This window comes from Georhizobium profundi (assembly GCF_003952725.1).
GTDB lineage: Bacteria > Pseudomonadota > Alphaproteobacteria > Rhizobiales > Rhizobiaceae > Georhizobium > Georhizobium profundi.
Genome location: NZ_CP032509.1, coordinates 4152303 through 4178175 on the forward strand (window position 1 = coordinate 4152303; position 25873 = coordinate 4178175).

Here is a 25873-nt window from a genome sequence, read left to right on the forward strand (position 1 = left end):
CTTCCGGGCTATAGTTGGATAGGAATTATATATTCGATACCAGGCAGGCGGCAAGTTAGGATCTCTTCAGTAGATGGAGGGCCACCAGCATGAACCAGCAAATCACGCGTCAGGGCGACGCAGCAGTTTTGGACGCGACCTTGACCGCTCTGGTCATCGCGAACCGGATTCTCGCGCGAGAGGACGTCATCGACGATTTCGGGCATATCAGCGTCCGCAATCCGCTCAATCCGAATACATATTTTCTGTCGCGGTCGCGCAGCCCTGCCGTCGTGACCCGCGGCGATATCATGGAATTTACGCTGGACGGCGAACTCGTCGGCGACGATCACCGCCGGCCATATGCCGAGCGTCACATCCATGGCGCAATCTACAAGGATCGCCCGGACGTCAACTCGGTGACGCACCACCATGCCCGGTCGGTTCTGCCGTTCACGATGGTCGACATCTCTCTGCGGCCGATGTTTCACATGGCATCGGTCATCGGCAAGGATATCCACACCTGGGACAGCCAGGACGAATTCGGCGACACCAACATGCTCGTCGACAGTATGGAAATGGGCCACTCGCTGGCGCGAACGCTCGCGAACAGCCGCGTTGCGCTCTTGCGTGGCCACGGCTGCATCTGTGCCGCCGCCGACATTCGCTCGGTCATCATGATTTCCATCGCGCTGAAGGATAACGCCGCACTCATCCAGCAGACTAGGCAACTGGGAGAGGTGACGTACCTGACCGATGGCGAGATCGACATGGCCAGCAAGATGCTGCTCAGCGAAATGCCACTGGCACGCGCCTGGGACTACTGGGTCGGCCGCGCCGGTTTCAGCGGTCTTTAGAGAATGAAGGCCGCTGGATGGGAGATCCGCCGGCCGATCTTGGAAACATGGAGGAGACCAACATGAACTATCACATTCTTTCGGGCGTTTGCTTCGCGGCAGGCCTTACGTTGACCGGCATGGCGCATGCACAGTCGCTCGGCATCGGCGCTGGCACCCAGGGCTCGCAGAATTATGCAGTGAATGCTGGCTTCGCCGAGTTCCTGTCACAGGAACTCGGTCTGGACGTGCGCGTGCAAGCGTATGGGGGTTCAGGTCAGTCCATGCCGCTCATCGATGCCGGCCGCCTGGATCTTCAACTGGTCCCCAGCCCCGACTTCGCTGCTGCAGCGTTCGGTGATGAGCCCTTCGAAGGCCGTCCACTCGAAAACATCCGAGCGATTGGGTCGCTGAGCTCTTCGGCATATGGCTTCATGGTACGCGCTGATTCCGACTACAGAACAGTCTCCGACATCGAGGGGCTGACGATCACCTATGGCTTCGCTGCGCAACCGACACTTCGCCTACAGGTCGACGGCATTCTCGCCGCTGGCGGTCTCTCGATCGACGACATGAGTGCAAGCAATGTACCCTCGGTGCCAAATGGCGTCGACGACTTGATCTCGGGGAATGTGGATGTTGCATTCTTCGCACTCCAAGGGGGAAAAACCCGTGAAGCCGACGCAGCAATCGGCATTCGCTGGCTTGCCGTGGAGGAAACGCCTGAAGCTGAAGCCGCGATGCAGAAGTTCGTCCCGACGTCATACATCAAGGTTGTGCCAGGTGGATCTGCACCAGGGGTCGAAGAAGACACACCCATGATGGGCTACGATTACGTGCTGACCGGCGGGGCCCATCTCGACGACGACGTGGTGCGCCAGATTGTTGAGCTTCTGCATGACAACCCTGACAAGGTGCGTGGAATCCTCAATACATTTGCCGAGTTCGAACCGGCTGAGATGGCACCGCAATTCGAGGGCATCGAATATCATCCGGCAGCGTCTGCTTATTACCAAGAAATCGGCTTGGTGGACTGAGGCTTAGGCGATGTCGCTGGAAGAGAGCAACGTGGAAGCGCCACATCGTGGACCGCTTCTCTGGCTGGAACGCTTGAGCGGCACGCTCATCGTCCTCCTTTCGATCGGGTATGCAGGCGACCTGCATCGCTATCTTGGCGTCTCTATCTATGATGCACAGCTTCTGGCGGCAGGTCTGACATTGGCACTGACCACCGGCTTCCTGGCGATCGCCAGGACGTCGGTGGGCAGCTTGTTGAAAGTGGCAAGCCTGCTCGCCGCCGCCGTGACACTCGGCGTCGGCTTCTATCTCGCCATCGACTACATCAACATCACAATGGAAGCGCCCTACCTGCCTTTCTGGCTGGTCGCGCTCTCTGGTGTCGTGTTGGCGGCGCTCATGCTCAACGTCGTGCCATCAGTCGGCATGGGCATCTTCGTCGTCGTACTCCTTTTCATGGCATATGGCCTATTCGGACATCTGATGCCGGGCGAGTTTCGCAGCCGGGAGACGATGTTTTCTGAGCTCGCAATCTATTTGGCAACGGACGCCAATGGCATGCTTGGTCAGGCACTCAAGGTCGCCGTGGTCATCGTCGTCCCTTACCTGCTGTTCGGCAAGCTACTCTCGGCTTGTGGTGCTGCCAACTTCTTCAACGACGGTGCGCTCGCGCTTATGGGACGATATCGCGGGGGACCCGCCAAAGTCGCTGTTACAGCTTCATCGCTGTTCGGCTCGATCTCGGGCAATGCGGTCGGAAACGTTGTCGGAACCGGCGTCGTCACTATCCCTATGATGAAGCGCGCGGGCTTCTCGCCTGCCTATGCCGGAGCCGTTGAAGCGACGGCCTCCACCGGCGGACAATTGGTGCCGCCGGTCATGGGCGCGGCCGCCTTCATCATGGCCGACATGATTCAGGTCGACTATGTCGACATCATGCTAGCCGCGCTGCCTGCCGCCATCCTTTATTACGTTGCGATCTTCATCAACGTGGACCTCCGGGCTGGAAAGCGTAACCTGCTGGCCGTACCAGCAGACGCCATCCCGAGCGGCTGGGGCGCATTAAAGGCCGGCTGGCACTTCATCATTCCCTTCGCGGTTCTCTTTTATGCGCTCTTTGAGCTCAACATGCGGCCGGAACGGGCGGCAGTTCTGGCGACGATCGTGCTGCTCGTGGTCAGTTTCGTGATGGGCTACAAGGGTCAGCGCATGAAGGCGCGCGATATCCTGCCGCTCATCGCCGATACCGGACGGTCAGCGCTCGATCTGATAATTGTCTGCGCCGCGGCAGGCATCATCATCGGCGTTCTCAACATCTCTGGCCTTGCCTTCAACCTGACGATGAACATCGTCGCGGCTGCAGGCAGCAACGTCATCGTGCTCGCGGTCATCACCGCGCTGATCAGCGTGGTGCTAGGCATGGGCATGCCGACGGTCGGCGTCTACATCCTCCTGGCAACCCTCGTCGCACCCGCCCTGGTGGAAGTCGGCGTGCCGGTCATCGCCGCGCATTTGTTCGTCTTCTATTTCGGTCTGCTGTCGATGGTGACGCCGCCGGTGGCGCTCGCCTCCTTCGCGGCGGCAAACATCGCAGGCGCATCATCCTGGGCGACGAGCATCGAATCCATGAAGCTTGCCTGGCCGGCCTACATCGTGCCGTTCCTGTTCATTTTCACACCGGCGCTGATCTTCGACGGCACTTGGCTCGAAGTGATCTGGACCTTGGCCACCGCCATCCTCGGCATCTATATGGTGACCGCGGGGATCGTCGGCTTTTTCCGACGGTCGGTGACGCTGGCCGAACGGGGGATGCTGGTTGTGGCGGGCATTCTTGCGCTGCTGCCGGCGAGCATCCTGCCGGGCTTTATCTGGACGGATGTCGTTGGAGTGATCGGCTTCGGAATCCTATGGGCGATGATACGACCCGTCGCGCAAGCGGAGCCGGCAGAAGCCCGCGCAGGCTGACTGAACGAACAAAAAATGGCCCGCCGGTAAGCGACGGGCCATTTCCGTTTAGATCGTCTAAACGCTCAGGCCTCAGCGAGCCGCTCCAGCAACGTTCGCGCGGTCATGACTTCGCGCATTGGCATGCTGTCAGTCGCCTCCCGCGGCTCCACATCGTAGCGCAGGCCCTCCCCATCCCAGTACCACCAGTAGGCGATCGCGCCGGCCTTATCCCGGATCGGCGTCTTAAAGGTCGGAAAGTCCCTGTCGCTTTCCGGAATTGCGGCACGGCCGATCCGTTCGCCGGCCACTGCACCACGATCGAGCATGCTTCCTAGAGGCAGAAGCGCGCTGAAAAGCGTGGCTGTAGCGGCGATTTCTTCGATATCTGATGGCCGCTCCTGGTAAAGGCCTTTGAGCGCGCGTACGACTTGCGGATAAGACCGATGGTCGTGCGTCACCTGCACATAGGCGAGGCCCTTGTCAGTGCTGATTTCGACAATGTCGCCGGGGCTCAATCCCATTTCGGTCCGCTCCATGTTAGCGCTCAGAGGCTGTAGGCTTCCAGCGTGGCTGGGTGGAACAGCTCCTCGACCTCAACCTTCCGCGGGGAAAGTCCCTGGCGGTAATGATAGTCGAGAAAGGTGGCGAGCGTCTGGCGGTTGCCGTTTAGGCCATAGGTCCAAATATCGGACCCCATAAGCGTACCGGCGCGGCGCAGATTGTCTTCCACGAAAGGCATCGTCACCTTGGTCGCCGATGTATCGGACAGCGCTTTCTGGGCCATGGCCTTTGCTTCCGTGAAGGCTTTCAGCAATGCCCCTGGAAGAAACGGCTGGGCGTCTGAGAGAGAGCGACGCATGCCCAGAACATGCATGATCGGAAAAACGCGCGTTTCGCGGTACCATTCTTCGGCCGCGCAAGTGTCGGGAAACAGCCTGTCGACCTTGTCGAAACCCTCGTCGAAACACATCGGCGCACGCGGGCCGATAAAGCCGTCGATGGTGCCGTCGATCAGCATCTGGTTGAGGGTGGCTCCTTCGGGCGCAGCCTCGATCCGGACGTCGACCGGCAGATCGACTTTGATCTTCTCGGGTCTTCCCGGCGTGTTCATACCGCCGCGCACCCAGCAGATGTCGGACGGCTTCACGCCATAGGCATCCTCCAGGATGCCGCGCACCCAGACATTCGCGGAAAGCTGGTATTCGGCGATGCCGATCCTCTTGCCCTTGAGGTCTGCCGGCTTCTCGATGCCCTTGTCGGTGCGTATGTACACTGAGGTGTGCCGGAATGCGCGTGAAAGGAAGACCGGGATCGCCACGTAGTGCGGATCACCACGAGCAACCGATATGGAATAGGAAGACAGCGACAACTCGCTGACGTCGAAGGCTTGGTGGCGGAAAGCCCGGAAGAACATTTCTTCAGGCGAAAGCAGCATGCAGGTGGGATCGACGCCGTCGATCTTCACGCGTCCATCGGCGATCGGTCGCGTGCGGTCGTAGTCGCCCATGGCGAGCGATAGTTTAAGGTCGGTCATCTCGTCCCTCTTCCCCTGTAACTGAAACTTGATGGCGCAGGTCGACCGGCAGTCCGGTCTCCGCCGATTGCAAGATGGCGTGGCAGACTTCCAGGCTGGCTAGCCCCCAAGCGCCGGTTTGAGCCGGCGGACGGTCGCCGCGAACAGCGTCGAACAACGCATCGGCGACCTCGGCGCGCGGTACGGCGACCGGCGCTGCCGAGTGGAACGTGCGTTCCTCGTCGCCATAGACATGAACGCCCTGTGGCGTCAGACGCAAATCCCCCCGATCGCCGCATATGATGATGGGGCCGAAATGCTCGTGATGGTCCGCCACGGGTGGCTCCGAACCGGTGCCGAATGTCCTCGCCGTTTTAAGCGCTGCCTCTTCCTGAGCGGAAGCAACCTTCGCGAGCGCGCGTCTGGCGCCACCATATTGGGCGGGGTCCTTGCGGTGACCCAACTCTCCGGTCCAATCCATCCATTCATCGCTGTCGAAATGGGCATATCCGGAATAGGTGAACGCGGCGAAGGCGCCGCCTTCGAAAGTCATCAGCGCCGAATAGGCGCCTTCGGTCGGCCGCCGGGCATCCCATTTTCCGGTCATGGCCGTGACGCTTCTCCCGCGTCCCCCAGCCAGAAGCCGAACGATATCGATCTGATGAACGCCCTGCGAGAACACGACGCCACCGCCTTGGCTGGTATCGAGTTCTTCCGGCCGTCGCGGACGGTAGAGGAAGTCGGTGAAGTTCCATGCGTTGATCATGCGCACCCCGCCGATCGCGCCTTCGTCGATCAGGCGCTTGGCCTGCACGACGGGGCCATCGAAACTGTGGCTTGGACCAACGATCAGATGAACACCGGCGTCGCGGCAGGCCTTTACCATCGCCGCGCCGTCTTCCAGCGAGATGGCGAGCGGCTTGTCGACCAGAACATGTTTGCCGGCGCGAGCGGCGGCGATGACATGATCGCGATGCATCTGATGCGGCGTCGCCACGTAGATCGCTTCTACAACGGGATCGGCGCACAGCTCTTCGATCGTTTCATAGGCGCGGCCGCCGAACTCGTTCTCGAAAGCTTGCCTCGATGCCTCGCGCGGTGCAGCTGCTGCAACAAGTTCAATGCGCTGATCGGCACGAAACGTCGGCAGCATGAGCATGAAGGCACGGCCGAGCCCGACGACACCAAGGCGGATCGGTTCAGAGGTCAAGAACGAGGTTCCCGTCTTTTGCCCGCGACACGCAGATCATGATGTAGTCGTCCTTTTCGTCGTCCATCAGAACCATGTCGCGATGATCGGGATCGCCGGCGACCAACCCGCATTTGCAGGTGCCGCACGTTCCACTTTCGCAGGAGCTGACGGTAGGAATGCCGGCGTCGCGCACGGCTTCAAGGATCGACCGATCCGCAGGAACCGTGACCGTCTTACCGCTTTTGGCCAGTTCGACCTCAAATGGCAGATCGTCGGCGCGTACAATCTCGACCGGCTTGAAGTCCTCGAAGTTCACCCGCCCTTCAGGCCAGTGGCCGGAGATGGCCTTGATCTCTTCCATGAGGGGCTGGGGCCCGCAGCAATAGACATGCATGTTGCGGGCCTCCTCGAAATGATCCCAGAAATCGTAGATCTTCTCCGGATCGCCGTCGTCATGATGGATTTGGAGGCGATTGCCGAAAGCTGAGCGCATCTCTTCGAGATAGGCGGTCTCGTCGGCACTTCGCGTGCAATAGATGATCTGGAAGTCCTTGCCCTTCTCCGCAAGCTCCGTCGCCATCGCATAGATCGGGGTGACGCCTATGCCTCCCGCAATCAGCAGATAGCGCGGCGCTTCTTTGAGCGGGAAATCGTTCTCGGGCGATCCGATGGTAAGGGCGGTGCCTATCTGGGCATCTACGTGCATTGAGTGAGACCCGCCACGTGATTGCGCCTCCCTCTTCACTGCGATCCTGTAACGGGCTGGCGATTGCCCTGAACCTAGGAGCGAGTAACGCCGCATCGCACCCGCCGGCGTTTCGATGGTTACGTGAGCCCCGGCTCCAAACGAAGGGAGCGCTCCACCGTCTACCGGTTCGAGCGTGAATTCGGTGATCGCAGCGGTCAAATCCCGTCGATCAACGACCTTCACAACCAGTTTTTGTTCGCTCGGTCCCATGGCGCGGTCGCTTTCTCCAGCTTGTTACAAGGCGCGGTCTCCCCGCGAAGAGTGACAATTTACTTAGTAACCTAATTATATTGTGTCAACGTCTGGACGCTGGCGGACAGCCACGGTATGTTCAGTTAGCAAACTAATTGATGGAGTCATGTGGATGCTTACGCATGAGGAAAACGAACTGCTGACGCGGGTAACCGGCGGTGCGCCGATGGGCAGGCTGATGCGCCAGCATTGGACTCCGGTCTGTCTGACTGAAGAGGTGACGGAGCGCGACGGCACACCGCTGCTCGTCGAGGTCCTCGGCGAGCGGTATGTGGCATTCCGCGACACCGACGGGCGCCTCGGCCTGCTCGACGAGCTGTGCCCGCATCGACGGGCCTCGCTGGTATTCGGCCGCAACGAGGAGTGCGGGCTGCGTTGTCTTTATCACGGATGGAAAATGGACGTTGACGGCAATGTGGTCGCCATGTCTTCCGAACCTGAAGGAAGTCCGCTGCTGAACAAGGTCAAGCATCGCGCCTATCCGGTGAAGGAATGGGGCGGCTTTGTCTGGGCCTGGCTCGGCGAAGAGGACAACGTGCCGGAGTTCGATCCGCCGGCCTTCGCGCCTACGGAAGACACGCAGGTCGCGATCGTCAAGATACGCATTCCCTGCAATTGGGCTCAAATCCATGAAGGCCAGATCGACAGCGCGCATTCGTCGTCGCTGCATTCATCCGACATGAAGCCCGCGCGCGTCGAAGGCGCTTCCGCTGACGAGCAGGCGTGGTATCGGCCCTCCACCGACAAATCGCCGCGCATGCAGACACAGACGACGAGCTACGGCTTCCACTACGCCGCGATCCGCAAGCCGATCAAGAACGCGGCCACACACAATTACCTGCGCATCACCGAGTTCATCGCGCCTTACATGTCGCTAATCCCGCCGAACAACAACTACAACGTCGCAAGCGTCATCGTTCCGATCGACGACGAGACGACGGCGTTTCACTTCGTCGCCTGGGGCGGTCAGAAGTGCCCTTCGACAGAGGAATGGCGGCGGTTCAACCATGCCCAACCGGGCGTCGATTTGGACGACAAGTGGAGGTCGCGGCGAACGCTGGAGAACCACTTCTTGCAGGATCGCCAGGCAATGAAACAAGGTAGCTTTACCGGCGTACCGGGTATTCCCAACCAGGACATCATCATGTGGGTGTCGATGGGCAAGATCGTCAATCGCACCGATGACATTCTCGGCGCTTCCGATCTCGCGATCGTGGAATTTCGGCGTCTGATGGTGGATGCAGCGCGCAAGGTCGCAGAGGGCGGCGAGGCGATCGGCACGCAAGAGCCGCGCACTCCGCATGCCCGCATCGCATCGCGCGAAGGCGTGTACCCGAAGACGGTCGACTGGCGGACGCTGGTCGACACGTCGGAAAACCGTGAAGCAGCCGAGTAACGAACCGACACTGTGGTCGGACCTTTGATCCCCGCCCAAGCGGGGATCTTTCAAGATCTCCCCACGCCGAAAGGCAGTGACCCCCTCAACAGTGATGGTGATGTGCATGGCGGTCGCGCCCTCGGACAAACCACGACCCGCGATCTATATCTTCGCCGTGATGCCACCGCTTTTCTGGGCGGGGAATTTTCTGGTGGCCCGCCTCTTTCACGAGGAGATACCACCATTCCAGATGTCGTTCTGGCGCTGGCTGCTCGCGCTGGCAATCATTGTGCCGTTCTCGCTGCGGGCATTGGTCGCTTCGCGACCGATCATACGACAAGAGCTCGGCTTCCTCTTCCTTCTGGGCGGCATCGGGATCGCGGCGTTTAACTGCTTCATATACGTCGCATTGCAACACACCAGCGTCGTCAATGCCGCGCTGATCAATTCGCTGATGCCGGTAGTGACCTTTCTGCTGGCATTGATCTTCATCGGGGACGGGCTTGCACCGCGCCAGATCGTCGGTGTGGCGGTGTGCGTTGCCGGCGCGCTCTTCATCGTGCTGCGCGGGCAAATATCCAATCTCGGGGCTCTGGTCATCAATGTCGGCGACATTCTGGTTCTTGCGGGCCTGACCTTTTGGGCGCTCTACACGGTGTTGATCCGCTGGCGCAGAACGGCCCTGCCGACGAGCGTTTTCCTGACAGTGACCATTGCCTTTGGCGTGATCATCCATTTGCCGTTCGTGATCTGGGAAGTCGGCCAGCGCGGGACCTTCTCGGCAAACGGGGCGAACATAGCAGCCCTCGTTTATCTCGCCATATTTCCATCGCTGCTCGCCTACATTTTCTGGAACCGCGCAGTCGCTGCGCTCGGTCCGGGCAAAACAGGTCTTTTCATGTACCTGATGCCCATCTTCTCCACGGTGCTCGCAGTGCTTTTGCTCGGTGAAACTTTCCGGTCCTACCACCTCGTCGGCATGCTGCTGATCTTCATGGGGATTGCACTCGTCACCCGCCCAGCGCCTCCGGTCTTGGCGATGCGCTGAGCTGCGCCTTGATCTTCATCGGCCAGCGGGTATTGCTGCGCCTGGACGCCTGCCAGCAAGGATCGAGGATGAGCCGCATGACCAAAAGCCGATCGACCGGGACCGTGCTGCCGTTGGAGACGAGCCTGGGCTATCAGATTCGGGCGACCCACCGGCTGTTCCAGCGCTATCTACAGGGCAAGATCGAACCTTTCGGCGTCTCTCTTGGCATGTGGTATTTCCTGCGCGTGCTTTGGGAAGAGGATGGCTTGACCCAGCGCGAGCTTTCGCAGCGTGTCGGAACCATGGAGCCGACGACATTGACGGCTCTGAGATCCATGGAACGCAGCGGCTTCATTCGCCGTGAGCGCAACGCCGACGACGGGCGCAAGATCAATGTCTTTCTCACCGAAGAAGGCCGGGCGCTGCAAAGGAAGCTGCTGCCGCTCGCTCGCGAAGTCGTCGAGGACGCCGCCTCCACGCTGACGAGCAGTGACAAAGAGGCGATGCTGGGACTGCTCGCGAAGGTGCAGTTGAACCTTTCGGCGAAGATCGACCGCTAAGCCCGGCATTCACGGCAAAGCGACGAGGACGACACCGATCGTGGCAACCAACGAGGCGACGATGATCCGACCTTCGGGCGGCCCCTCGGTCCGGAACACATAGGCCGCCAAGTAAATGCCGAGGAAGACCTCGAGCGATCCGATGATCGCGACGACGGCGACGTCGGCATGGAGAAGCGCGAAGAACTGTGCCATCTGCCCGAACGACATCGACGACGCGGCGATGAATTGCCACTTCCCCATGCCGCGGAGCGACGTTGCGACGACGTTTCTGTAGTTGCGGCTGACCACGCTGCCGCCGGCGTACCAAGCGATACCCGTCAAGGCGCCGATGAAGGTACCCAGCATCGGATCCGGGATTGCCGACATGCCGAGCTTACGCGCACTGTAGGAAGCACCGTACGACGCAGCCGACAATGCGCCGAACATCCGGCCGCGGCCGAGCGCGCGAGACCTCTTTTCGGCATCGTCCCATCTCCCGCCAGTTGCACCACGCACGGTCATGACCCCCATGAGGCTGGCGAGAATGATCGCCATGCCGGCGCCTGCCAGCCAGCCGATCGTCTCGCCGAGAATGATGAAGGCGAAGAGCGTTGCGAAGATCGGAATCAGCCGTCGAAACAGCCCGGCATTGATCGCTCCGGCGAGGATGACGGAACGGAAAAGCGTCAATCGTCCGATGACGGTCGCCAGCATGCCGCTCGCTGCAAAGAAACCAAGGCCGGTCAGAAACTGCCCGTCCATTGTCGGCAGCGCCGGACCGAGCAGAAGCCAGAGGCTGCCGGACAAAACAGATGTCATCACGATGGAGAGAAAGGCGCCGTTATTCTTTTCGCCCTCATGCGCGCCCTTGGCGATAGCGACATTGGCGAGCGCAAAGGCAAAAGCACCGAAAAGGGCGAAGAGAGCACCAATCATCAAGACGTTCTGTTGCTCCGGCCGCTCGGCCCGGCGGAGAGCTGTCGCGTGTGGTCGTTCCGCTCCCGCTTCCGTGTTTTTCCGGCGGCGGGAGCGGCGATGGTCAACTGTCGGACCGAACCGCGATTTCACCCGGGGTCCGGATGAGCGGCAAGGTCCCTCTTCGCCACCAGATGACACCGAGAACAGCTGCGCCGACAATGATCGGCACCGACAGTTCCAGATAAGGTGCCATGGCAGCGCCTGCCGCCACAAAGCACAGCAGACGGAGCCAATGGGCCATTTCGCTCTCCAGCGCCAACGCGAGGATGACGACCGCGACGACACCCCCCAACGCGGCAATCGCGATGTTCAAGCCCGCCCCCTGCCACAGCAACGCCTCGTTCCAAACGAAGAAGAACGGAACGATGAAGCCGAATGCCGCAAGCTTTACCGACGTCACCGCGATTTTCAACGCATCCTCGTCGGCGATCGCCGCGGCGGCGAAGGCAGCGACCGCGATGGGCGGGGTCAGCGCAGAAAGGACGGCGTAGTAGAGCAGGAACATGTTGGCCGGCAGCACGGGGATATCCGCTGCGACAAACGCAGGCCCCACCAGGACCGCACCGAGGATGTAGGCGCTTGGCGTGGGCATGCCCATGCCGAGCAGAATGGCAATCGCCGCGCCGAACAAGAGGAGCGGAAGAGTCCCCGAACCAGCGACCAGCATGACGATATTGGACGCCTTCATCGCCAGCCCGGTCATCGTCAGCCCGCCGATCACGAGACCCGCAGCGGCACAGGCACCAGCCACGGGTAGCATGCGCAACGTCGTCTCGCCCAGACCCTCCATGACGCCGCGCGGTGTCATGCGCGTCCGCCTCGTGAAGAATGAAGCGATGACCAGGGCGACCGTCGCGTAAACGGCGACATAGGTCGGCGTATAGCCAACCAGCAAGGCCCAGACGATCACGGCGAGCGGCAGAACGAAGACCCAGCCCGACTTTAGCGTTTCCAGGATGGGATCGGCTTGATCGATGCCGCGCAGTCCCTGGCGAACGGCGCGAAAATGCACCTGGAGATAGACGGCGAGATAGTAAAGCAGCGCCGGGATCAATGCGGCGATAACCACGTCTCGGTAGTCGATACCCGTATACTCAGCAAGGATGAAAGCCGCCGAGCCCATCACGGGCGGCATGGCGGAGCCGCCGGTGGAAGCAGCAACTTCGACGGCACCCGCGAACCGCGCCGAATAACCTAAGCGCTTCATGATCGGAATCGTCACCGCTCCGGTCGTCGCGACATCCGACGTCGGGCTTCCCGAGATCATGCCGTACATTCCGGATGAAACGACCGCAATCTTGGCAGGGCCGCCGGGAGATTTGCCCGTGAGCGCAGCCGCGAGCTGGAACATAAAATCTGCACCGCCTGCCTTGGACAGCAACGCGCCGAACATGACGAAGAGGAAGACATAGCTCGCCGCGACCTGGATCGGGACGCCGAAAACGCCGTCGGTCGTGTACATGAGCGTATCGATAAACGAGCCGAAATCGATATAGCCGTGGCCGAAAGGCGGCGGCAGAACGTGCCCGTAGAGATTGTAGGCCAGGAAGACGAGAACGACGATCGTCAATCCCGGTCCAGTCGTTCGACGGGTCGCCTCGAGCGTCAGGGCGAGCAGTACAGCACCGAAGAACAGCTGGTCCGCGCCAAGCGGGTTCAGCAGCGTGATGTGGTTGGCAAGGTAACCGCGGATCATGAAGAAATAGATGCCGCATGCGACGCTCGCGGCCGACAGAACCCAGTCGAACACGCTTGGTATGGCGGGCGAGTGCCGCGACGCGCCGACCGCCAGGAAAAGCAGCGAATAGATCCCACAGACGAACAAGATCCCGATAAGGAGCGCATCGGGTAGCGCAAAAATGTTTGCGTAAACGACCCCAGTAGCAAACACCGCCGAGGCCGCAAAGAGCCAGAACCGGAAGGCGCCGTCGAATTGGCGGCGCCTCCCGGTGTCGAACAGTCGGCCAATCATTGCATCAGGCCTGCTTCACGGTATGCGCGAAGTGCACCCTCATGAAATGGAACCGCGGTCTCACGCACGAGGAGTTCCGTGGTGAGATCAGCCATGGCGGGATGGACTGTCTGGATCTCCGCGACATTTTCGAGGATCGCTTTGGTCAGCGTGTAGGCGTCTTCCTCGGACATGTCTTCGCTTGCAACGAGCACAGCGCCAAGCGCCACAGTCTCGATAGCTTCAGGCTGGTTCTCGTAGGTTTCCGCAGGAATTGTGAACTCGCCGATAGAAAACTCCTCCGCGACGCTCTTGCGCACATCTTCCGGAATATCGAGAATCTTGATGTCCAGGCTGTTCTCAATTTCACGGATCGAGCTGTGACCGACAAAAACACCGTTGGTGTAGACGTCCACGCGTCCGTTAAGGAGTAGACCGCTCTGTTCTGAGGAGCCCGCCTGTACAACGCTTCCGCCCCATGCTGCGATCGCTTCGTCGTCGGCACCTGCAGCGGCCATCATGGCAGACGCAACCTGCCCCGTGATGTTCCCAGCGCGGTTGATCGTGATCCGAACGGGCGCTTCCTTCTCGACCAAATCAGCGAGTGACGTGATGCCGTATTCGTCGCTGAAGCTCTTGTTCACGACAAACTGCATTGGCGCCCAGTCATAAAGGTAGCCAATGGTTCGCAAGTTCTCGATCGGCTGCTGGAACGGCTCGCCGCCGGCAACCGCTATGGCCAGCTCAGCGTCGTGAATGAGGCCGATTTCGGCGCGTCCTTGGCTGACCATGGCTGCATTGGCAAAGCCCCCACCCGTTGTTTGATAGGTGACGGAAGATCCTGGCGCTCCTTTCTTCAAGGCGGCGTCCAGACCAGCGCCCATCAGTGTCCAAAGCCCGCCCGGGCTTGCACCGGCAAGCGTGAGATTGAGCGATTGCGCAGAGGCAGGAACCTGCGTTCCCAGCAGGCATGCCATTGCAACGGCGGATGCGATCTTCCGTGAGTAATTCATGATGTCCTCCCATTCAGATTGATCAATCCGAGGCCTCGCTCCTTCAGCGCCCACAGATTAATTAGTTTGGTAACTAATGTTAGACCTAAAACTTTCTTTGCGTCAATCGCCGGCATTCGGTGGGCAGGAAGAGGCTGACACAGGGGCTACCTCCAAGAGCCTGAATCAGCAGATTGCTTGGATTTCATTGTCTTGGCAGCCGCCGGGTCAACAGGCGTAATTGGCGATGAATATCCATGCATCGGCTGAGGCGATCGTCCGCTGAAATCTCGGATCAGTCTGCGGCATCGTCCAAACTAGGAGGAGTTCGGTCTAACGTGCGTCTTCCCGAGCCCGGTTGCTCGGGTTCTTCATCCAGACTGAGAGGCCACTTGGCCGGATACGCAGGCAGCGGCACATCGCCCGCACCGTGAATTGCTGGCGATGCTCGGCAACAGACGCTTTTCTCACTTTGGATCCTTGGCTAAATACGCGGTGGCTTCCTATTAAACACACCCGGCAGCGGGAATGGAGCCAACGAACATCCAATCGACTTCTTATGTCGCGCGTCATCTTCTGCGCCACCCGGATCACGATAGATCATGCCGAACCGCAGCGTATTGTAAAACAGCACCGCGATCTTGCTTGCAGTCGCGGTGACCGCCTTTTGTTTACTGATCCGTTCAGAGAGGCGTCGGTAGAACGCGCCGAGTGCCGTGTCGCTTCGTCCGATCGTGACGGCCGCCAATCGTAGCAATGCGGCTGCGTTGCTAGACGATCGGCGCGTTCGGGATGAGAGCAACTTGCCACCTGAGACTTTATTGCCCGGCGCGAGGCAAAGCCAGGATGTAAAGTGCTTCGCGCTCGGCCATGCCTGCAAATCCGAGCCGCACTCGCCGACCAGCTTGAGCGCCAGAGAGGGACCGAGACCATGGATGTGAGTCAAGTCGACGCCAAGAACACAGTAAAGTGCAGATCGAACGTCGAATGACGGTTCATTCACCTGTCTGGTAGTCGTCCTTGTCTTCGGTAGAGGTGGCAACTGCTGTTCGGCGCGAACCGTCAGGTCCGAGATGGCGGCCAATAGCTTGCGGTCACATTCCAGCATCTTCTGCTGGTAGAAGTCATAGAGTTCCAGCGACTGCGGAAGGGCGAGTACGTGCTCTTCGCGAGCATTGCATACCGGGCACTTACTAGGATCACCTCGATGCCGTGTTGTTCGAGGATCTCGAAGGCAGGGATCCAATAGACGCAGGTGGACTCCATCGCGACACTGGTTACGCCGCAAGACTGGAACCACTCGGCCAACTCATGCAGGTCTTGCGTAAAAGTACCGAACGCGCACACCGGCGTATCATCACTATCGGGGTTCACGGCAGCCACATGCTTGGTGGAACCAATGTCGACTGCGGCAGATCCGGGATTGACCATCTTCAGGCCGGATTTGTCACCCTCATCGGACTTCATCATAGCGCCTCCTCCGTTCGGGTTGGAGGGGCTGGGCAATGCAAGTCGGTCTTCTTCCTATCCGGGATTACCACCGACGCGGCGTCACCGTTCTCAAGAACGGATCAGCCCATGTGCCACGTTTTTTTAACGGGGTTGTATGCCTCCAATAAGCCATCGGCAGCTCCCCTCCGCGTGCCCGAGTAACAGGTGTTTCTACCGCGCACAGGCTGGCGGCGGCCCTCCAACGGTTTTTTAAGATGTCGCGTTCCTCGGTGACGCGCGCCAGCTCCTTCTTCAGACGACGTATCCCTGCCGCCTGATCCCCATCGCCTCCTGATGGCTGCGAGAACTTCTTCTTCCACACGTAGAGCGAGTGTTGGCTAACGCTAAGCCGCTGCGACACCTCTGAAACCGGACAGCCCCGCTCGGTGATCTGCGCGACAGCATCGCGCTTGAACTTGTCACTGTAATTGCCAGTCACCATCATGACCTACCTGCCTCGAAATTAGGAAGAAGGCGTCTACAAATCCGTGTTCTATTCAGTTCTCGACCCCACATGAAGTTGATGCCCACGCGCCCGTCCAAGTGAATAGTGCGCTCCGCGGCGACGACCAGGGCAAAGCTAGGACATGTTGACAGCCCGGTAAAAATCACAAACTGAATTGCAGCGCTCGCAGCTTGTTTGCAGTGCACACACTTGAAGGGATCTGAAATGTCGCACAGCCAAAGACAACTGAAGTCGGAATTGGGGCGGAGCACGTCGGACACGGTGACCGTCCGCGGCTTTGACCTGCCTCAGGAGTTGATGGGCCATATCAATTTCGGAGACATGGCCTTCCTTCAGATCACCGGGCGCAGGCCCGCCCCGTCGGAATCGATCATCTTCAACGCCATGCTCGTCTCGCTGGTCGAGCATGGCATGACGCCGTCCGCCATCGCCACGCGCATGGTCCTGGCCGGTGCACCCGAAGCACTGCAGGCAGCGGTCGCCGCCGGGCTGAATGGTCTCGGCAGCCGTTTTGCGGGGACCATGGAGGGAGCAGCCCGCGTGCTTCAGGCTGCCCTGCCGGACGCGACGCAGCCAGGCGACATCAAAGCCATCGCGAATGCTGTCGTCGAGGATCATGCCGCGCGGCGTCATTTTGTGCCGGGTATCGGGCATCCACTGCACAAGCCGATCGATCCGCGCGCCGAGCGGTTGCGCGCCATCGCGCAGGATCAGGGGTTCGCTGGACCATATGTCGAACTGATGTGGGAGATCAGCGCGAGTGCAAGCGAGACCTCCGGCCGGGTGCTGCCGGTCAACGTCACCGGCGCCATCGGCGCGCTTCTCTGCGAACTCGGGCTGGACTGGCGTCTTGCGCGCGGCATGGCGGTCATGAGCCGCGCCGTCGGATTGGTCGGTCATGCCTGGGAGGAAATCAACACGCCGATGGCCGACGAAGTCTACCGGCGGATCGAAGACGAGGTTGCGCGCTAGCGCCTTGACGCTCAGTCGGGCCCCGGATCCAGCATGTCGCGCATGTTTCGGACCTGCAAATGGTTCCAGACGCCGCTGATTTCCGCGGCGGCCCGGCGCACCTCCGGCAGGAATTCGGCGACCACGTCCCGCTCCCGGTCGAAGGCCGACTGGGTCGTGAGATTGAGGGCCGCCACGGTCGTGCCTTGAGCCGAGACGATCGGGACAGCGAGCACCTTGATCCCGGGACCCAGTTCCCCCTCGACGACGCAATAGCCGTCGGCGCGCACAGTCTCGATCGCCGCGCGGAATTTGGAAGGCTCCGTGATCGTCGCCTCGGTGACCGGTTCGAGCCGGGCAGCGCGCAACCACACCTCGAAGTCCTGGTCCGAAAGGGCCGCGAGCAGGACGCGGCCCATCGCGGTTGCATAAGCGGGCAGCCTCTGTCCGACATTGATGTGCACGCGCAGCGGCCCCGATGCCGATGCGCGCGCAACGTAGATGATCTCTTCGCCGTCGAGCACCGAGATGCTGGAGGAACGCCCCGACAAATCGCGCAGGCGTCGCAAGATCGGCTGCAACGCATCTCCCACGCCGTGCGATGACAGATATGCCGTTCCGAGTGCCAGCGTCTTCGGTGTGAGGAAATACTGGTTGCCATCGGAGCGCGCAAGATAGCCGAGCGCCTCCAATGTCATGGCGATCCGGCGCGCCGAAGCGCGCGACGTACCGGACAGCTTGGCTATCTCAGATACTGCAAGAGCAGGTTTGGCGCTGCTGAACGCGTTGATGACATTGAGCCCGCGTTCGAGCGAAGAAATGAACCAACGCTCATTCCTTAGATCAATAAGCATTGACATTCACATGGACCTCACCCTAACCTGATCACATAGCGTACATAATGTGCGCTATGCGCACAAGACATATTCGGCGAGGCGTCGGGAGCGCCATCGCCGTCGTTGCAGTCGAAGGCGACCTTCGCCGATGCGATCGGGAGGAACTAGGTGTTCGACAATCGGAGCATGCTCGCGGGGATCCGTGTGGTCGAGATGGCGAATGTCATCAGCGGCCCCTTCGCGGGCATGCTATTGGCCGATCTGGGCGCCGATGTCGTCAAGGTGGAGATGACCGGGACCGGAGACCCCTTCCGTATCTGGGCCGGCGAAAGCGCGGCGATTTCACCCGCCTTTGCCGCCTATAATCGCGGCAAGCGCAGCATCGAACTCGACATCAAGACGCCGAGGGGACGGGAGAACTACCTGCACCTGGCGGCCAACGCCGATGTCGTTATTGAGAATTTCCGGCCCGGCGCACTCGATCGCGCCGGCGTCGGTTACGAGGCGTTGAAACAGCGCGCGCCGGGTCTGGTCTACTGCTCGATCTCCGGCATGGGCCAGAGCGGGCCCTACCGCGACCTGCCCACCTTCGACGGCATCGCGCAGGCGATGTCGGGCCTTTGGAGCCAGTTGGTCGACATGGAAACGCCCGACCCGGTTGGGCCGCCGATCTCTGACCAGCTCACCGGGCTCTATGCTGCCTACGGCGTGCTCGGGGCGCTCGTCTCGCGCGGCACGACTGGCCTTGGTCGGCGCATCGACGTCAGCATGCTCGGCGCGACCATCGCCTTCCAACCACACGGCGTCGCAGAATATCTCCTCACTGGCGCAATCGCCGACAAGTCGTCCCGGGCCCGCGTCTCGCAATCCTTTGCCTTCGTCTGCGCCGACGGGCTGCCGCTCGCCATCCACCTTTCCTCGCCGCCAAAATTCTGGCTGGCGCTTCTCGCGGCGATCGATCGCAAGGACCTTGGCGATCACCCCGATTATGCAACCAAGTCCATGCGCGAGCGCAACTATGAGCGGTTGCGTCAGGAACTGGCGGCGGTGTTCGGAACGCGGGACCGGTCGCATTGGCTTGAGCGGCTGATCGCCAGCGACGTGCCCTGCGGGCCGTTGAACACGGTGGCCGAGGCGATGACCGATCCGCAGGCGAAGGCGCTGCGTATGGCGCGCACCTTCGGCAAAGGCGAGCGGGCGCTGCCGCTGGTCGGCTACGCGATCGACGATCCCCACCGTCCCGAGGACGAGGCGGACCGGCCTGTACCGCTCCTCGGCGAACACACGGCACAGATACTCGAGGAACTGGGCCTTTCGGACGCAGCCAACTCCGCGTCCCTTTCTTCAACAAGTTGATCAAGGCGCCCGGTTCGACGCCGGCATAGTCGGGAAAGAAAAATGGCACGCTACCTGGACAGCCCCCTCTCCGCAGATGACCTGCGCCAGATCCTGGAGCTGGTGGAGAATTCGAAATTCGAGAGCATCGATCTGCAGATCGGCGACCTGCGCCTGTCGGCCAGCATGACCGGCGCCTTGCCTGCTTCGGCGCCTATCGATCGCGCTTTTGCTCCAGCACCTTCACCCGCTCCAGCGTCTTCGCCCGCCCCCGCGGCAGCGTCCTCGCCGGCGGCGCCAACCCCGGCTTCAAACACCCAGCCGGGCCATAAGGCATCCGGCCCCGCTGACTCGGATCTGGTCGAGATCACCGCGCCGATCGTCGGCATCTTCTATACGGCCCCCGAGCCCGGAGTGCCGCCTTTCGTGGAAATCGGCACCGAAGTCGGCCCAGATACCAACGTAGGCCTAATCGAGGTAATGAAAGTCTTCAACGGCATCAAATCGGGCGTTGCCGGTACGATCGTGGAGCGCTTAGTGGAGGACTCCGGGTTCGTCGAATTCGGCCAGCCGCTCTTCCTTGTCCGTCCGAAGGCCTCGTGATGCCTCTCCGCCGGGTCTTCATCGCAAATCGCGGCGAAATCGCCGTTCGGATCATACGGGCCTGTCTCCAGCAGGGCATCGAGACCGTCGTCGGCGTCTCGGTGCCGGACCGCGAAAGCATGGCGGCATCGATGGCTGATCGCGCGGTATGTATCGGTCCCGGCTCGGCCTCTGCCAGCTATCTGAGCCAGGAGCGCCTGATATCGGCTGCACTTGGAACGGGATGCGACGCGGTTCATCCCGGCTACGGCTTTCTGGCCGAGAACGCCGATTTCGCGCAGCTTTGCAGTGACAACGATCTCATTTTCGTCGGCCCGACTCCCGACAACATCCGCTCCATGGGCAACAAGCTCGAGGCACGCGCGCTGGCCAGGAAATTTGAGGTGCCTCTCGCCGAAGGGTCTGTGCGCATTACAGATTTCACCCATGCCGAGCAGATCGCAGGCGAGATCGGCATGCCACTCCTGTTCAAGGCCGCAGCCGGCGGTGGGGGCCGTGGTATCCGCATTGTCAACCAGCCAGCAGATCTGCGCAGCGCCTTCGACCAGGCTGCCGCCGAGGCGCAGGCCGCTTTCGGCGACAAGGCGTTGTTCATGGAGCGCTACATAGAAAATGCCCGTCATGTCGAGGTCCAGATCTTGGCCGATACGCTGGGCGATGTCGTCCATCTGGGCGAACGCGATTGTTCATTGCAGCGCCGCTACCAGAAGATGGTCGAGGAAGCGCCGTCCGTCGGCCTGAAGGATAGTCTGCGCAGCGCCATCCACGAGGCGGCGGTCAGGCTCTCCCGCAATATCGGATATGTCGGCGCTGGCACGGTCGAATTCATCGTCGATCTCGACCGCGAGGATTTCTACTTTCTTGAAATGAACACGCGCGTTCAGGTCGAGCATCCGGTCACCGAGATGCTGACCGGAGTCGACATCGTTGGTGAGCAACTGCGCGTCGCCGCTGGCCTGCCGCTGTCGATCCGCCAGGAGGACGTCAGGCTTGACGGACATGTCATCGAATGCCGGATCAACGCGGAATCGCCGGCGAAGGGATTTCAGCCCTCGCCCGGCCGCATAACAGCATGGACGCCGCCGAAAGGTGCCCAGATCCGCCTCGACACCCACGCATATGTCGGTTGGACCGTCTCGCCTTATTACGACTCGCTGCTCGGCAAACTGATCGTCCGCGGCTCCGACAGAGCAGAGGCCTTGGACAACATGGCGGCGGCGCTCGCAGACTTCGAAGTGGAAGGGCCGGACACGACCCTGCCCTTCTTGCGCCATGTGCTCAGTGCGGAGGACTTTCGCGCCGGACGTTTCAATACACGCTGGCTCGAGGCGTTCGCGCCCAGCTTCCAGGCATTACCAGCATGACGGGCGAGGTAAGCGGAATGTCGAAATCCATCTCCATTATCGATACGACCCTGCGCGATGGCCAGCAGAGCCTCTGGGCCATGAACATGCGCACCGGCGTCATGCTAACGGCGCTTGAACATCTCGACCGCGCCGGCTTCGAAGCCATGGAGTTCTATGTACCAGTCGTCCAGATCAAGAAGATGATCCGCGATCTCGGGGAAGACCCCTTTCAATGGCTTCGACTGGGCGCCAAGAAGGCCAAGCACACGCCGCTGCGCCTTCATGCCGGCTATCGCAGCGGTCTCGGCAAGATCCCCGAATCGGTGGCCAAGCTCCTTGTCCAGGTGGTTATCGACAGTGGCATTTCGGTCGCCCGCATCTCCGATCCCTGGAACGATTTCGACCACTTGAAGGAGGAGCATGACGGGCTGCGTGCCATGGGCATGGAATCGGTCATCAACCTCATCTATTCCGTCTCGCCGCGTCATACCGACGACTACTTCATTGACCGCGTAAAAAAGGCCGCAGCGCTCAACCCCTACCGGCTCTGCTTCAAGGATGTAGGCGGCTTGCTGACGCCGGACAGGATCGACACGATCCTGCCGCGGATCAAGGAAGCCGCCGGCGGCATACCGATCGAATTTCATTGCCATTGCAATAACGGCCTTGCACCCTTCAACGTCGTGAAGGTGCTGCAGCATGGGTTAACGCATATCCACACCGCCGTGCCGCCACTCGCCAATGCGTCGTCGCAGCCTTCGGTCTTCAACGTCGCGGCAAACATCCGTGCGCTTGGATTCGATCCCGGCCTCGACGAGGCGCCGCTGAAGCAGGCCGAGACGTTCCTGACCGGCGTCGCCAAGCGCGAAGGTCTCGCAATCGGCCAGCCGTTCGAATACGACGCGTCGCTTTATCGGCACCAGGTGCCCGGTGGAATGATTTCCAACCTGCGCTACCAGCTCACCAAGGTGAAGCAGGAACACCGCCTGCCGGAGGTGCTGGAGGAAGTCGTGCAGGTCCGGGCCGATTTCGGCTATCCGATCATGGTCACGCCGCTATCGCAGTTCGTCGGGACCCAGGCCGCCGTCAACGTCATGGTCGGCGAGCGGTACCGTCAGGTCACAGACGAGACGATCCAGTATGCGCTTGGGCATTGGGGCAAGGAAGCGCTTCAGCACATGGACCCGGATGTGCGCGATCGTATCCTGGACCGGCCGCGCGCCCGCGAACTGGCCGCCGTCGAATATCCCCAGCCCAGCCTCGCGGAAGTTCGCCGCCACTATGGCGAGCGGCTGAGCGACGAGGAACTGCTGCTGCGGGTCTATGTCGGCGAGGACGCCATCGAGATCGCCCGCAATGCCCCGAAGCCGTCGGAATACTCGCTGTCGGGAACATCGTTCGTGGCGCTGATTCGGAGCCTGACGCGGATCAACGACAAGGCGCATGTCTCGTTCGCCAAAAGCGACATGCGCATCACGCTCAGCCGCAGGGAGGGCTGAAACGTTCGGCGCCGGAAAAGCGCGACCGAACCTGGTCTACGGGAACGTCAATCGATTTGAGGAGGAGAACATCAAATGCGTCATCTGCTTTCGGGACTGCTCATCACGACCGCCATCGCCATCTCGGCACCGCAGGCAATTGCGGAGGACTTCCGGATGCTGACCGGCTGGGACACCAGCTACGCACCCGTCACTGCCGTGCTCGATCCCTTCATGCAGCGCCTGCAGGAGGAATCGGATGGAAACGTCAATATCACCCGCTCCGGCCCGGAAACGATCCCGCCCTTCGAGCAGCTCGACCCGGTCTCTCGCGGCCTGTTCGACATGCTCTTCACCAACGGGGCCTATCACTACAACGAAACCTCCATCGGCATGACGCTCGACGCGGTTTCGGCCGATCCGACCCAACTGCGCGAGTCCGGTATCTGGGGTTATGTCGACGAGCAGTATCAGACGCTCGGTCTCAAGCTGGTCGCCGTGCTCTACGACATGAACGGCTACAACATCATCCTGAAGGAGCCACTTGGCGACAACGCGCTCGAGGGTCGTCGGGTCCGCGGCACGCCCATCTACCACCCGCTGATCGAAAAGCTGGGCGGCGCGCCTGTCGTGCTTCCCGCCAGCGAGATCTATCCCTCGCTCGAACGCGGGGTCGTCGAGGGCGCCGCATGGCCAACGGTGGGCGCCGTTGGCTTCCGCTGGTTCGAGGTCGCCGACTACATGATGCGGCCTTCCTTCGGTCAGGTCGGACATGTCGTGCTGATGAATCTCGACCGCTGGAACGCACTGGATGACGAGACCAAGGAACTGATCGAGCGCGTGGCGGGCGAATTCGAAATGGAAGCCATCGACATCTTCAACGACGTTGTCGCCAAGGAAGAGGAAACGCTGGCCAGCGAGGGCATGCAAGTGACCGAACTGGAAGGCGAGTTCCTGCCGCTCATCGGCGAGACCTGGTATGAGGGCGCCATGACGCTGGCGGCAGAGCAGAACGCTGAGGCGATCGCCGAGGTCAGGCGGCTGGCGGAAGAAGCCGGCCTGACCGGTGCCGAAGGCGAGTAAATCCGACCAAGCGACATCCCTTCGCGCGCCTCCGCTCGCGATGGGATGTCGTCTTCGTAACTGACCGACCGCTGATCCGGAATTAGGGGAAATACGGTGTCGAACCTCACGAAGGCGCTGCAGCCGCTTCTGCGGCTTCAGGACGCTATCTCGCTTGTCGGCCAATGGCTTGGCGGTCTTTCGCTCGCACTGATCGTCGTCATCTACGCCTATGAGGTATTCGTCCGTTACCTGATGGGCGCGCCCACGTCATGGGCAAGCGACTTCGTCAGCTTTCTTCTGCTGATCTCGGTCTTCACGGTGCTGCCATGGTTGACGCGCGAGGGCGGCAACGTGGCCGTGACCCTCCTGCCCGACTACATGCCCGCACGCGGTGGCCAGCTGCTCCTGCGTTGCGGCTTCGTCGTCGCAGGCATCGCATGCTTATGGGTGACCTATATCGGCGTACAAGAAACACTGCTGCTGTTCCAGCGCAATACGATGACGCTGACGACGGTGCGTATTCCCAAATGGCCCCTCCTGGCGCTGATCACCTTCGGCCTCTTCAATTCGGGTCTCTATTTCTTTCGGCTTGCCGCGCGTCCAAACCAGGCAGCTCACGGGGGTATCCATGCTTGAGGGAATTCCAGCCGTCGCCACCGGCATTGGCCTGCTGCTCGGGCTGATGATGCTCGGCCTGCCGGTCTTCATCGCCTTCCTCCTCGTCAATCTGATTGCCATCGGCATCATGCTTGGCCCGGCCGGCTACGGCATGTTTGTCAACTCGATCTACGAGACCACCACCACCGGGTCGCTGGTGACCATTCCGATGTTCATCTTGATGGGAGAGATTCTCTTCCGCTCAAACGCGGTCAACGTACTGTTCCATTCGATCGACACGATCGTCGGCAAGGTGCGCGGCCGGCAATACGTGCTGATCGTCCTACTGGCGACGATATTCAGCACGCTCTCGGGTGCGGCGATGGGCGTCGCGGCGATGCTCAGCCGCTCGTTGTTACCGGCGATGATCGCAAGGGGTTACGACCCGAAGCTTTCAATCGGCAACATCCTTGCGGGCGCGAGCCTCGCGCCCCTTATCCCGCCGAGTGTGCTCGCCATCATCGTCGGCACCCTTGCCGGTGTCTCCATTTCCGGACTTCTGATCGCCGGTATCCTGCCGGGTCTCTTCTTCGCCTCCCTCTTTCTTGCCTACACCTTCATTCGCGTTTGGCTGAACCCCAAGCTCGCCCCGGCCGACGATGGCCTCGTATCCACGCCATCGACTCGCGACGTCGTCATGGCGCTCGTCCGGCTGATACCGTTCTCGATCGTGATCTTGAGCGTCATGGGTCTCATCCTGATGGGAATCGCGACGCCGACCGAGGCCGGTGCTATGGGCGTTCTCGGCGCACTCATTACTGCCGCCATCTACCGGAAGTTCAGCCTCGGCCTGATCGTTGAATCGGTGCTCGCTTCGGCCAGCATCTCGGCGATGATCCTGATCATCATGGCGACGTCCAAGCTTTTCTCGCAACTGCTCGCCTTCACCGGCGGCGCCACCGCGCTGACGCAGATGGTCGCCGGTCTCGATCTATCGCCCTGGCTCATGCTCCTTGTGCTGATGGGCCTGCCCTTCATCCTTTGCATGTTCATCGACCAGATCGCGCTGATGCTGATAATGGTGCCGATCTACATCCCGATCGTGTCGTCGCTTGGCTTCGACCCGCTCTGGTTCTGGCTTCTGTTCCTGGTGAACATCACGGTCGGCGGCATGACCCCGCCCTTCGGCTATACCCTCTTTGCGGTAAAGAGCGGCTGGAAGGAGGGGGCATTGTCGACTGTGTTCTCCGCAGCGTGGCCCTTCGTGCTGCTGTTCGTCTTCGGAATGGTAGTTCTTGCGGTCTTTCCGGCAATGGTCACGTTCCTGCCAAGCCTTCTCTAGGAGAAAAA

Annotated in this window: 22 protein-coding genes and 3 pseudogenes; 14 read left to right on the plus strand and 11 right to left on the minus strand. The window is 60.9% G+C overall.

Going from position 1 to position 25873, the window contains the following annotated elements; translation table 11 throughout:
• Positions 1 to 89: 89 nt before the first annotated feature.
• The 3 genes from D5400_RS20060 to D5400_RS20070 all read left to right on the plus strand — a co-directional run bounded on the left by D5400_RS20060 (position 90) and on the right by D5400_RS20070 (position 3797).
• Positions 90 to 836 (plus strand): class II aldolase/adducin family protein, encoded by a 747-nt coding sequence (locus D5400_RS20060; protein ID WP_126012087.1) that lies wholly within the window; start codon positions 90 to 92, stop codon positions 834 to 836.
• Between the two features lie 119 nt (positions 837 to 955).
• Positions 956 to 1852 (plus strand): TAXI family TRAP transporter solute-binding subunit, encoded by an 897-nt coding sequence (locus D5400_RS20065; RefSeq protein WP_245451588.1) that lies wholly within the window; start codon positions 956 to 958, stop codon positions 1850 to 1852.
• Positions 1853 to 1883: 31 nt separating this feature from the next.
• Positions 1884 to 3797 (plus strand): TRAP transporter permease, encoded by a 1914-nt coding sequence (locus D5400_RS20070; RefSeq protein ID WP_164527976.1) that lies wholly within the window; start codon positions 1884 to 1886, stop codon positions 3795 to 3797.
• 65 nt (positions 3798 to 3862) lie between these two features.
• Here D5400_RS20070 and D5400_RS20075 read toward each other — a convergent pair whose 3' ends face one another.
• Genes D5400_RS20075 through D5400_RS20090 form a run of 4 tightly spaced genes read right to left on the minus strand, consistent with a single transcriptional unit; the run spans position 3863 to position 7190 of the window.
• On the minus strand, positions 3863 to 4300 hold the full coding sequence (locus D5400_RS20075) for a hypothetical protein (RefSeq protein ID WP_126012093.1): 438 nt from the start codon (positions 4298 to 4300) through the stop codon (positions 3863 to 3865).
• Positions 4301 to 4323: 23 nt separating this feature from the next.
• Entirely contained in the window at positions 4324 to 5313 is a 990-nt protein-coding gene (locus D5400_RS20080) for an ABC transporter substrate-binding protein (protein ID WP_205665492.1), read from the minus strand.
• A complete protein-coding gene (locus D5400_RS20085) occupies positions 5300 to 6502 on the minus strand; it encodes a Gfo/Idh/MocA family protein (protein WP_126012095.1) in 1203 nt (400 codons plus the stop codon). The genes D5400_RS20080 and D5400_RS20085 overlap by 14 nt, the downstream gene beginning before the upstream one ends.
• On the minus strand, positions 6492 to 7190 hold the full coding sequence (locus D5400_RS20090; RefSeq protein ID WP_245451370.1) for a PDR/VanB family oxidoreductase: 699 nt from the start codon (positions 7188 to 7190) through the stop codon (positions 6492 to 6494). Before D5400_RS20090 ends, D5400_RS20085 begins: the two co-directional genes overlap by 11 nt.
• A gap of 406 nt (positions 7191 to 7596) precedes the next feature.
• On the opposite strand from D5400_RS20090, the gene D5400_RS20095 reads away from it, so the two are divergent.
• The 3 genes from D5400_RS20095 (at position 7597) to D5400_RS20105 (ending at position 10452) form a co-directional block, all read left to right on the plus strand.
• Positions 7597 to 8880 carry a Rieske 2Fe-2S domain-containing protein gene (locus tag D5400_RS20095; protein ID WP_126012099.1) on the plus strand — a complete coding sequence of 428 codons (1284 nt, stop codon included), beginning with the start codon at positions 7597 to 7599 and terminating at the stop codon, positions 8878 to 8880.
• Between the two features lie 106 nt (positions 8881 to 8986).
• The gene (locus tag D5400_RS20100; RefSeq protein ID WP_164527977.1) at positions 8987 to 9910 is read left to right on the plus strand and encodes a DMT family transporter; all 924 of its coding nucleotides are present in this window, start codon (positions 8987 to 8989) and stop codon (positions 9908 to 9910) included.
• 8 nt (positions 9911 to 9918) lie between these two features.
• The gene (locus D5400_RS20105) at positions 9919 to 10452 is read left to right on the plus strand and encodes a MarR family winged helix-turn-helix transcriptional regulator (RefSeq protein ID WP_205665493.1); all 534 of its coding nucleotides are present in this window, start codon (positions 9919 to 9921) and stop codon (positions 10450 to 10452) included.
• A gap of 9 nt (positions 10453 to 10461) precedes the next feature.
• On the opposite strand, the gene D5400_RS20110 is transcribed toward D5400_RS20105, so the two are convergent.
• The 6 genes and pseudogenes from D5400_RS20110 to D5400_RS21675 form a co-directional block, all read right to left on the minus strand.
• Complete coding sequence (locus D5400_RS20110) at positions 10462 to 11370, minus strand: DMT family transporter (RefSeq protein WP_126012103.1); 909 nt, start codon at positions 11368 to 11370, stop codon at positions 10462 to 10464.
• Between the two features lie 103 nt (positions 11371 to 11473).
• Positions 11474 to 13384: a TRAP transporter permease gene (locus D5400_RS20115; RefSeq protein WP_126012105.1), complete on the minus strand. Its 1911-nt coding sequence runs from the start codon at positions 13382 to 13384 to the stop codon at positions 11474 to 11476.
• Positions 13381 to 14376 (minus strand): TAXI family TRAP transporter solute-binding subunit, encoded by a 996-nt coding sequence (locus D5400_RS20120; RefSeq protein ID WP_280988299.1) that lies wholly within the window; start codon positions 14374 to 14376, stop codon positions 13381 to 13383. The genes D5400_RS20115 and D5400_RS20120 overlap by 4 nt, the downstream gene beginning before the upstream one ends.
• A gap of 315 nt (positions 14377 to 14691) precedes the next feature.
• A pseudogene (locus D5400_RS20125) lies at positions 14692 to 14850 on the minus strand (IS3 family transposase); the annotation flags it as partial.
• Positions 14840 to 15825 (minus strand): annotated as a pseudogene (locus tag D5400_RS21915) (transposase). The pseudogenes D5400_RS20125 and D5400_RS21915, both read right to left, overlap by 11 nt.
• 229 nt (positions 15826 to 16054) lie before the next feature.
• Positions 16055 to 16291, minus strand: a pseudogene (locus tag D5400_RS21675) (transposase); the annotation flags it as partial.
• Between the two features lie 225 nt (positions 16292 to 16516).
• On the opposite strand from D5400_RS21675, the gene D5400_RS20140 reads away from it, so the two are divergent.
• Entirely contained in the window at positions 16517 to 17284 is a 768-nt protein-coding gene (locus D5400_RS20140) for a citryl-CoA lyase (protein ID WP_126012111.1), read from the plus strand.
• Between the two features lie 11 nt (positions 17285 to 17295).
• On the opposite strand, the gene D5400_RS20145 is transcribed toward D5400_RS20140, so the two are convergent.
• On the minus strand, positions 17296 to 18123 hold the full coding sequence (locus tag D5400_RS20145; protein ID WP_126012113.1) for an IclR family transcriptional regulator domain-containing protein: 828 nt from the start codon (positions 18121 to 18123) through the stop codon (positions 17296 to 17298).
• Positions 18124 to 18267: 144 nt separating this feature from the next.
• Between D5400_RS20145 and D5400_RS20150 the strand changes: the two genes are divergently transcribed.
• The 7 genes from D5400_RS20150 to D5400_RS20180 all read left to right on the plus strand — a co-directional run bounded on the left by D5400_RS20150 (position 18268) and on the right by D5400_RS20180 (position 25865).
• Positions 18268 to 19455, plus strand: a complete 1188-nt coding sequence (locus tag D5400_RS20150; RefSeq protein ID WP_126012115.1) for a CaiB/BaiF CoA transferase family protein — start codon at positions 18268 to 18270, stop codon at positions 19453 to 19455.
• Positions 19456 to 19497: 42 nt separating this feature from the next.
• Entirely contained in the window at positions 19498 to 20037 is a 540-nt protein-coding gene (locus tag D5400_RS20155) for an acetyl-CoA carboxylase biotin carboxyl carrier protein (protein ID WP_126012117.1), read from the plus strand.
• The gene (locus D5400_RS20160) at positions 20037 to 21401 is read left to right on the plus strand and encodes an acetyl-CoA carboxylase biotin carboxylase subunit (protein WP_126012119.1); all 1365 of its coding nucleotides are present in this window, start codon (positions 20037 to 20039) and stop codon (positions 21399 to 21401) included. The genes D5400_RS20155 and D5400_RS20160 overlap by 1 nt, the downstream gene beginning before the upstream one ends.
• A 17-nt stretch (positions 21402 to 21418) precedes the next feature.
• Positions 21419 to 22882, plus strand: coding sequence for a biotin carboxyl carrier protein (locus D5400_RS20165; protein WP_164527979.1), 1464 nt, complete (start codon positions 21419 to 21421; stop codon positions 22880 to 22882).
• Positions 22883 to 22957: 75 nt separating this feature from the next.
• Positions 22958 to 23944: a TRAP transporter substrate-binding protein DctP gene (gene dctP / locus D5400_RS20170; RefSeq protein WP_126012123.1), complete on the plus strand. Its 987-nt coding sequence runs from the start codon at positions 22958 to 22960 to the stop codon at positions 23942 to 23944.
• 96 nt (positions 23945 to 24040) lie between these two features.
• A complete protein-coding gene (locus tag D5400_RS20175; protein WP_126012125.1) occupies positions 24041 to 24562 on the plus strand; it encodes a TRAP transporter small permease in 522 nt (173 codons plus the stop codon).
• Positions 24555 to 25865 carry a TRAP transporter large permease gene (locus tag D5400_RS20180; RefSeq protein WP_126012127.1) on the plus strand — a complete coding sequence of 437 codons (1311 nt, stop codon included), beginning with the start codon at positions 24555 to 24557 and terminating at the stop codon, positions 25863 to 25865. Before D5400_RS20175 ends, D5400_RS20180 begins: the two co-directional genes overlap by 8 nt.
• Positions 25866 to 25873: the final 8 nt, after the last annotated feature.

Bases quoted from the DNA above. Each gene is read 5' to 3' on its own strand.
- D5400_RS20120 (WP_280988299.1), bottom strand. From the start codon at position 14,376: ATGAATTACTCACGGAAGATCGCATCCGCCGTTGCAATGGCATGCCTG.
- D5400_RS20160 (WP_126012119.1), top strand. From the start codon at position 20,037: ATGCCTCTCCGCCGGGTCTTCATCGCAAATCGCGGCGAAATCGCCGTT.
- D5400_RS20140 (WP_126012111.1), top strand. From the start codon at position 16,517: ATGTCGCACAGCCAAAGACAACTGAAGTCGGAATTGGGGCGGAGCACG.
- dctP (WP_126012123.1), top strand. From the start codon at position 22,958: ATGCGTCATCTGCTTTCGGGACTGCTCATCACGACCGCCATCGCCATC.
- D5400_RS20075 (WP_126012093.1), bottom strand. From the start codon at position 4,300: ATGGGATTGAGCCCCGGCGACATTGTCGAAATCAGCACTGACAAGGGC.
- D5400_RS20060 (WP_126012087.1), top strand. From the start codon at position 90: ATGAACCAGCAAATCACGCGTCAGGGCGACGCAGCAGTTTTGGACGCG.
- D5400_RS20100 (WP_164527977.1), top strand. From the start codon at position 8,987: ATGGCGGTCGCGCCCTCGGACAAACCACGACCCGCGATCTATATCTTC.
- D5400_RS20155 (WP_126012117.1), top strand. From the start codon at position 19,498: ATGGCACGCTACCTGGACAGCCCCCTCTCCGCAGATGACCTGCGCCAG.
- D5400_RS20110 (WP_126012103.1), bottom strand. From the start codon at position 11,370: ATGATTGGTGCTCTCTTCGCCCTTTTCGGTGCTTTTGCCTTTGCGCTC.
- D5400_RS20090 (WP_245451370.1), bottom strand. From the start codon at position 7,190: ATGCACGTAGATGCCCAGATAGGCACCGCCCTTACCATCGGATCGCCC.
- D5400_RS20095 (WP_126012099.1), top strand. From the start codon at position 7,597: ATGCTTACGCATGAGGAAAACGAACTGCTGACGCGGGTAACCGGCGGT.
- D5400_RS20115 (WP_126012105.1), bottom strand. From the start codon at position 13,384: ATGATTGGCCGACTGTTCGACACCGGGAGGCGCCGCCAATTCGACGGC.
- D5400_RS20165 (WP_164527979.1), top strand. From the start codon at position 21,419: ATGTCGAAATCCATCTCCATTATCGATACGACCCTGCGCGATGGCCAG.
- D5400_RS20080 (WP_205665492.1), bottom strand. From the start codon at position 5,313: ATGACCGACCTTAAACTATCGCTCGCCATGGGCGACTACGACCGCACG.
- D5400_RS20145 (WP_126012113.1), bottom strand. From the start codon at position 18,123: ATGTCAATGCTTATTGATCTAAGGAATGAGCGTTGGTTCATTTCTTCG.
- D5400_RS20180 (WP_126012127.1), top strand. From the start codon at position 24,555: ATGCTTGAGGGAATTCCAGCCGTCGCCACCGGCATTGGCCTGCTGCTC.
- D5400_RS20065 (WP_245451588.1), top strand. From the start codon at position 956: ATGGCGCATGCACAGTCGCTCGGCATCGGCGCTGGCACCCAGGGCTCG.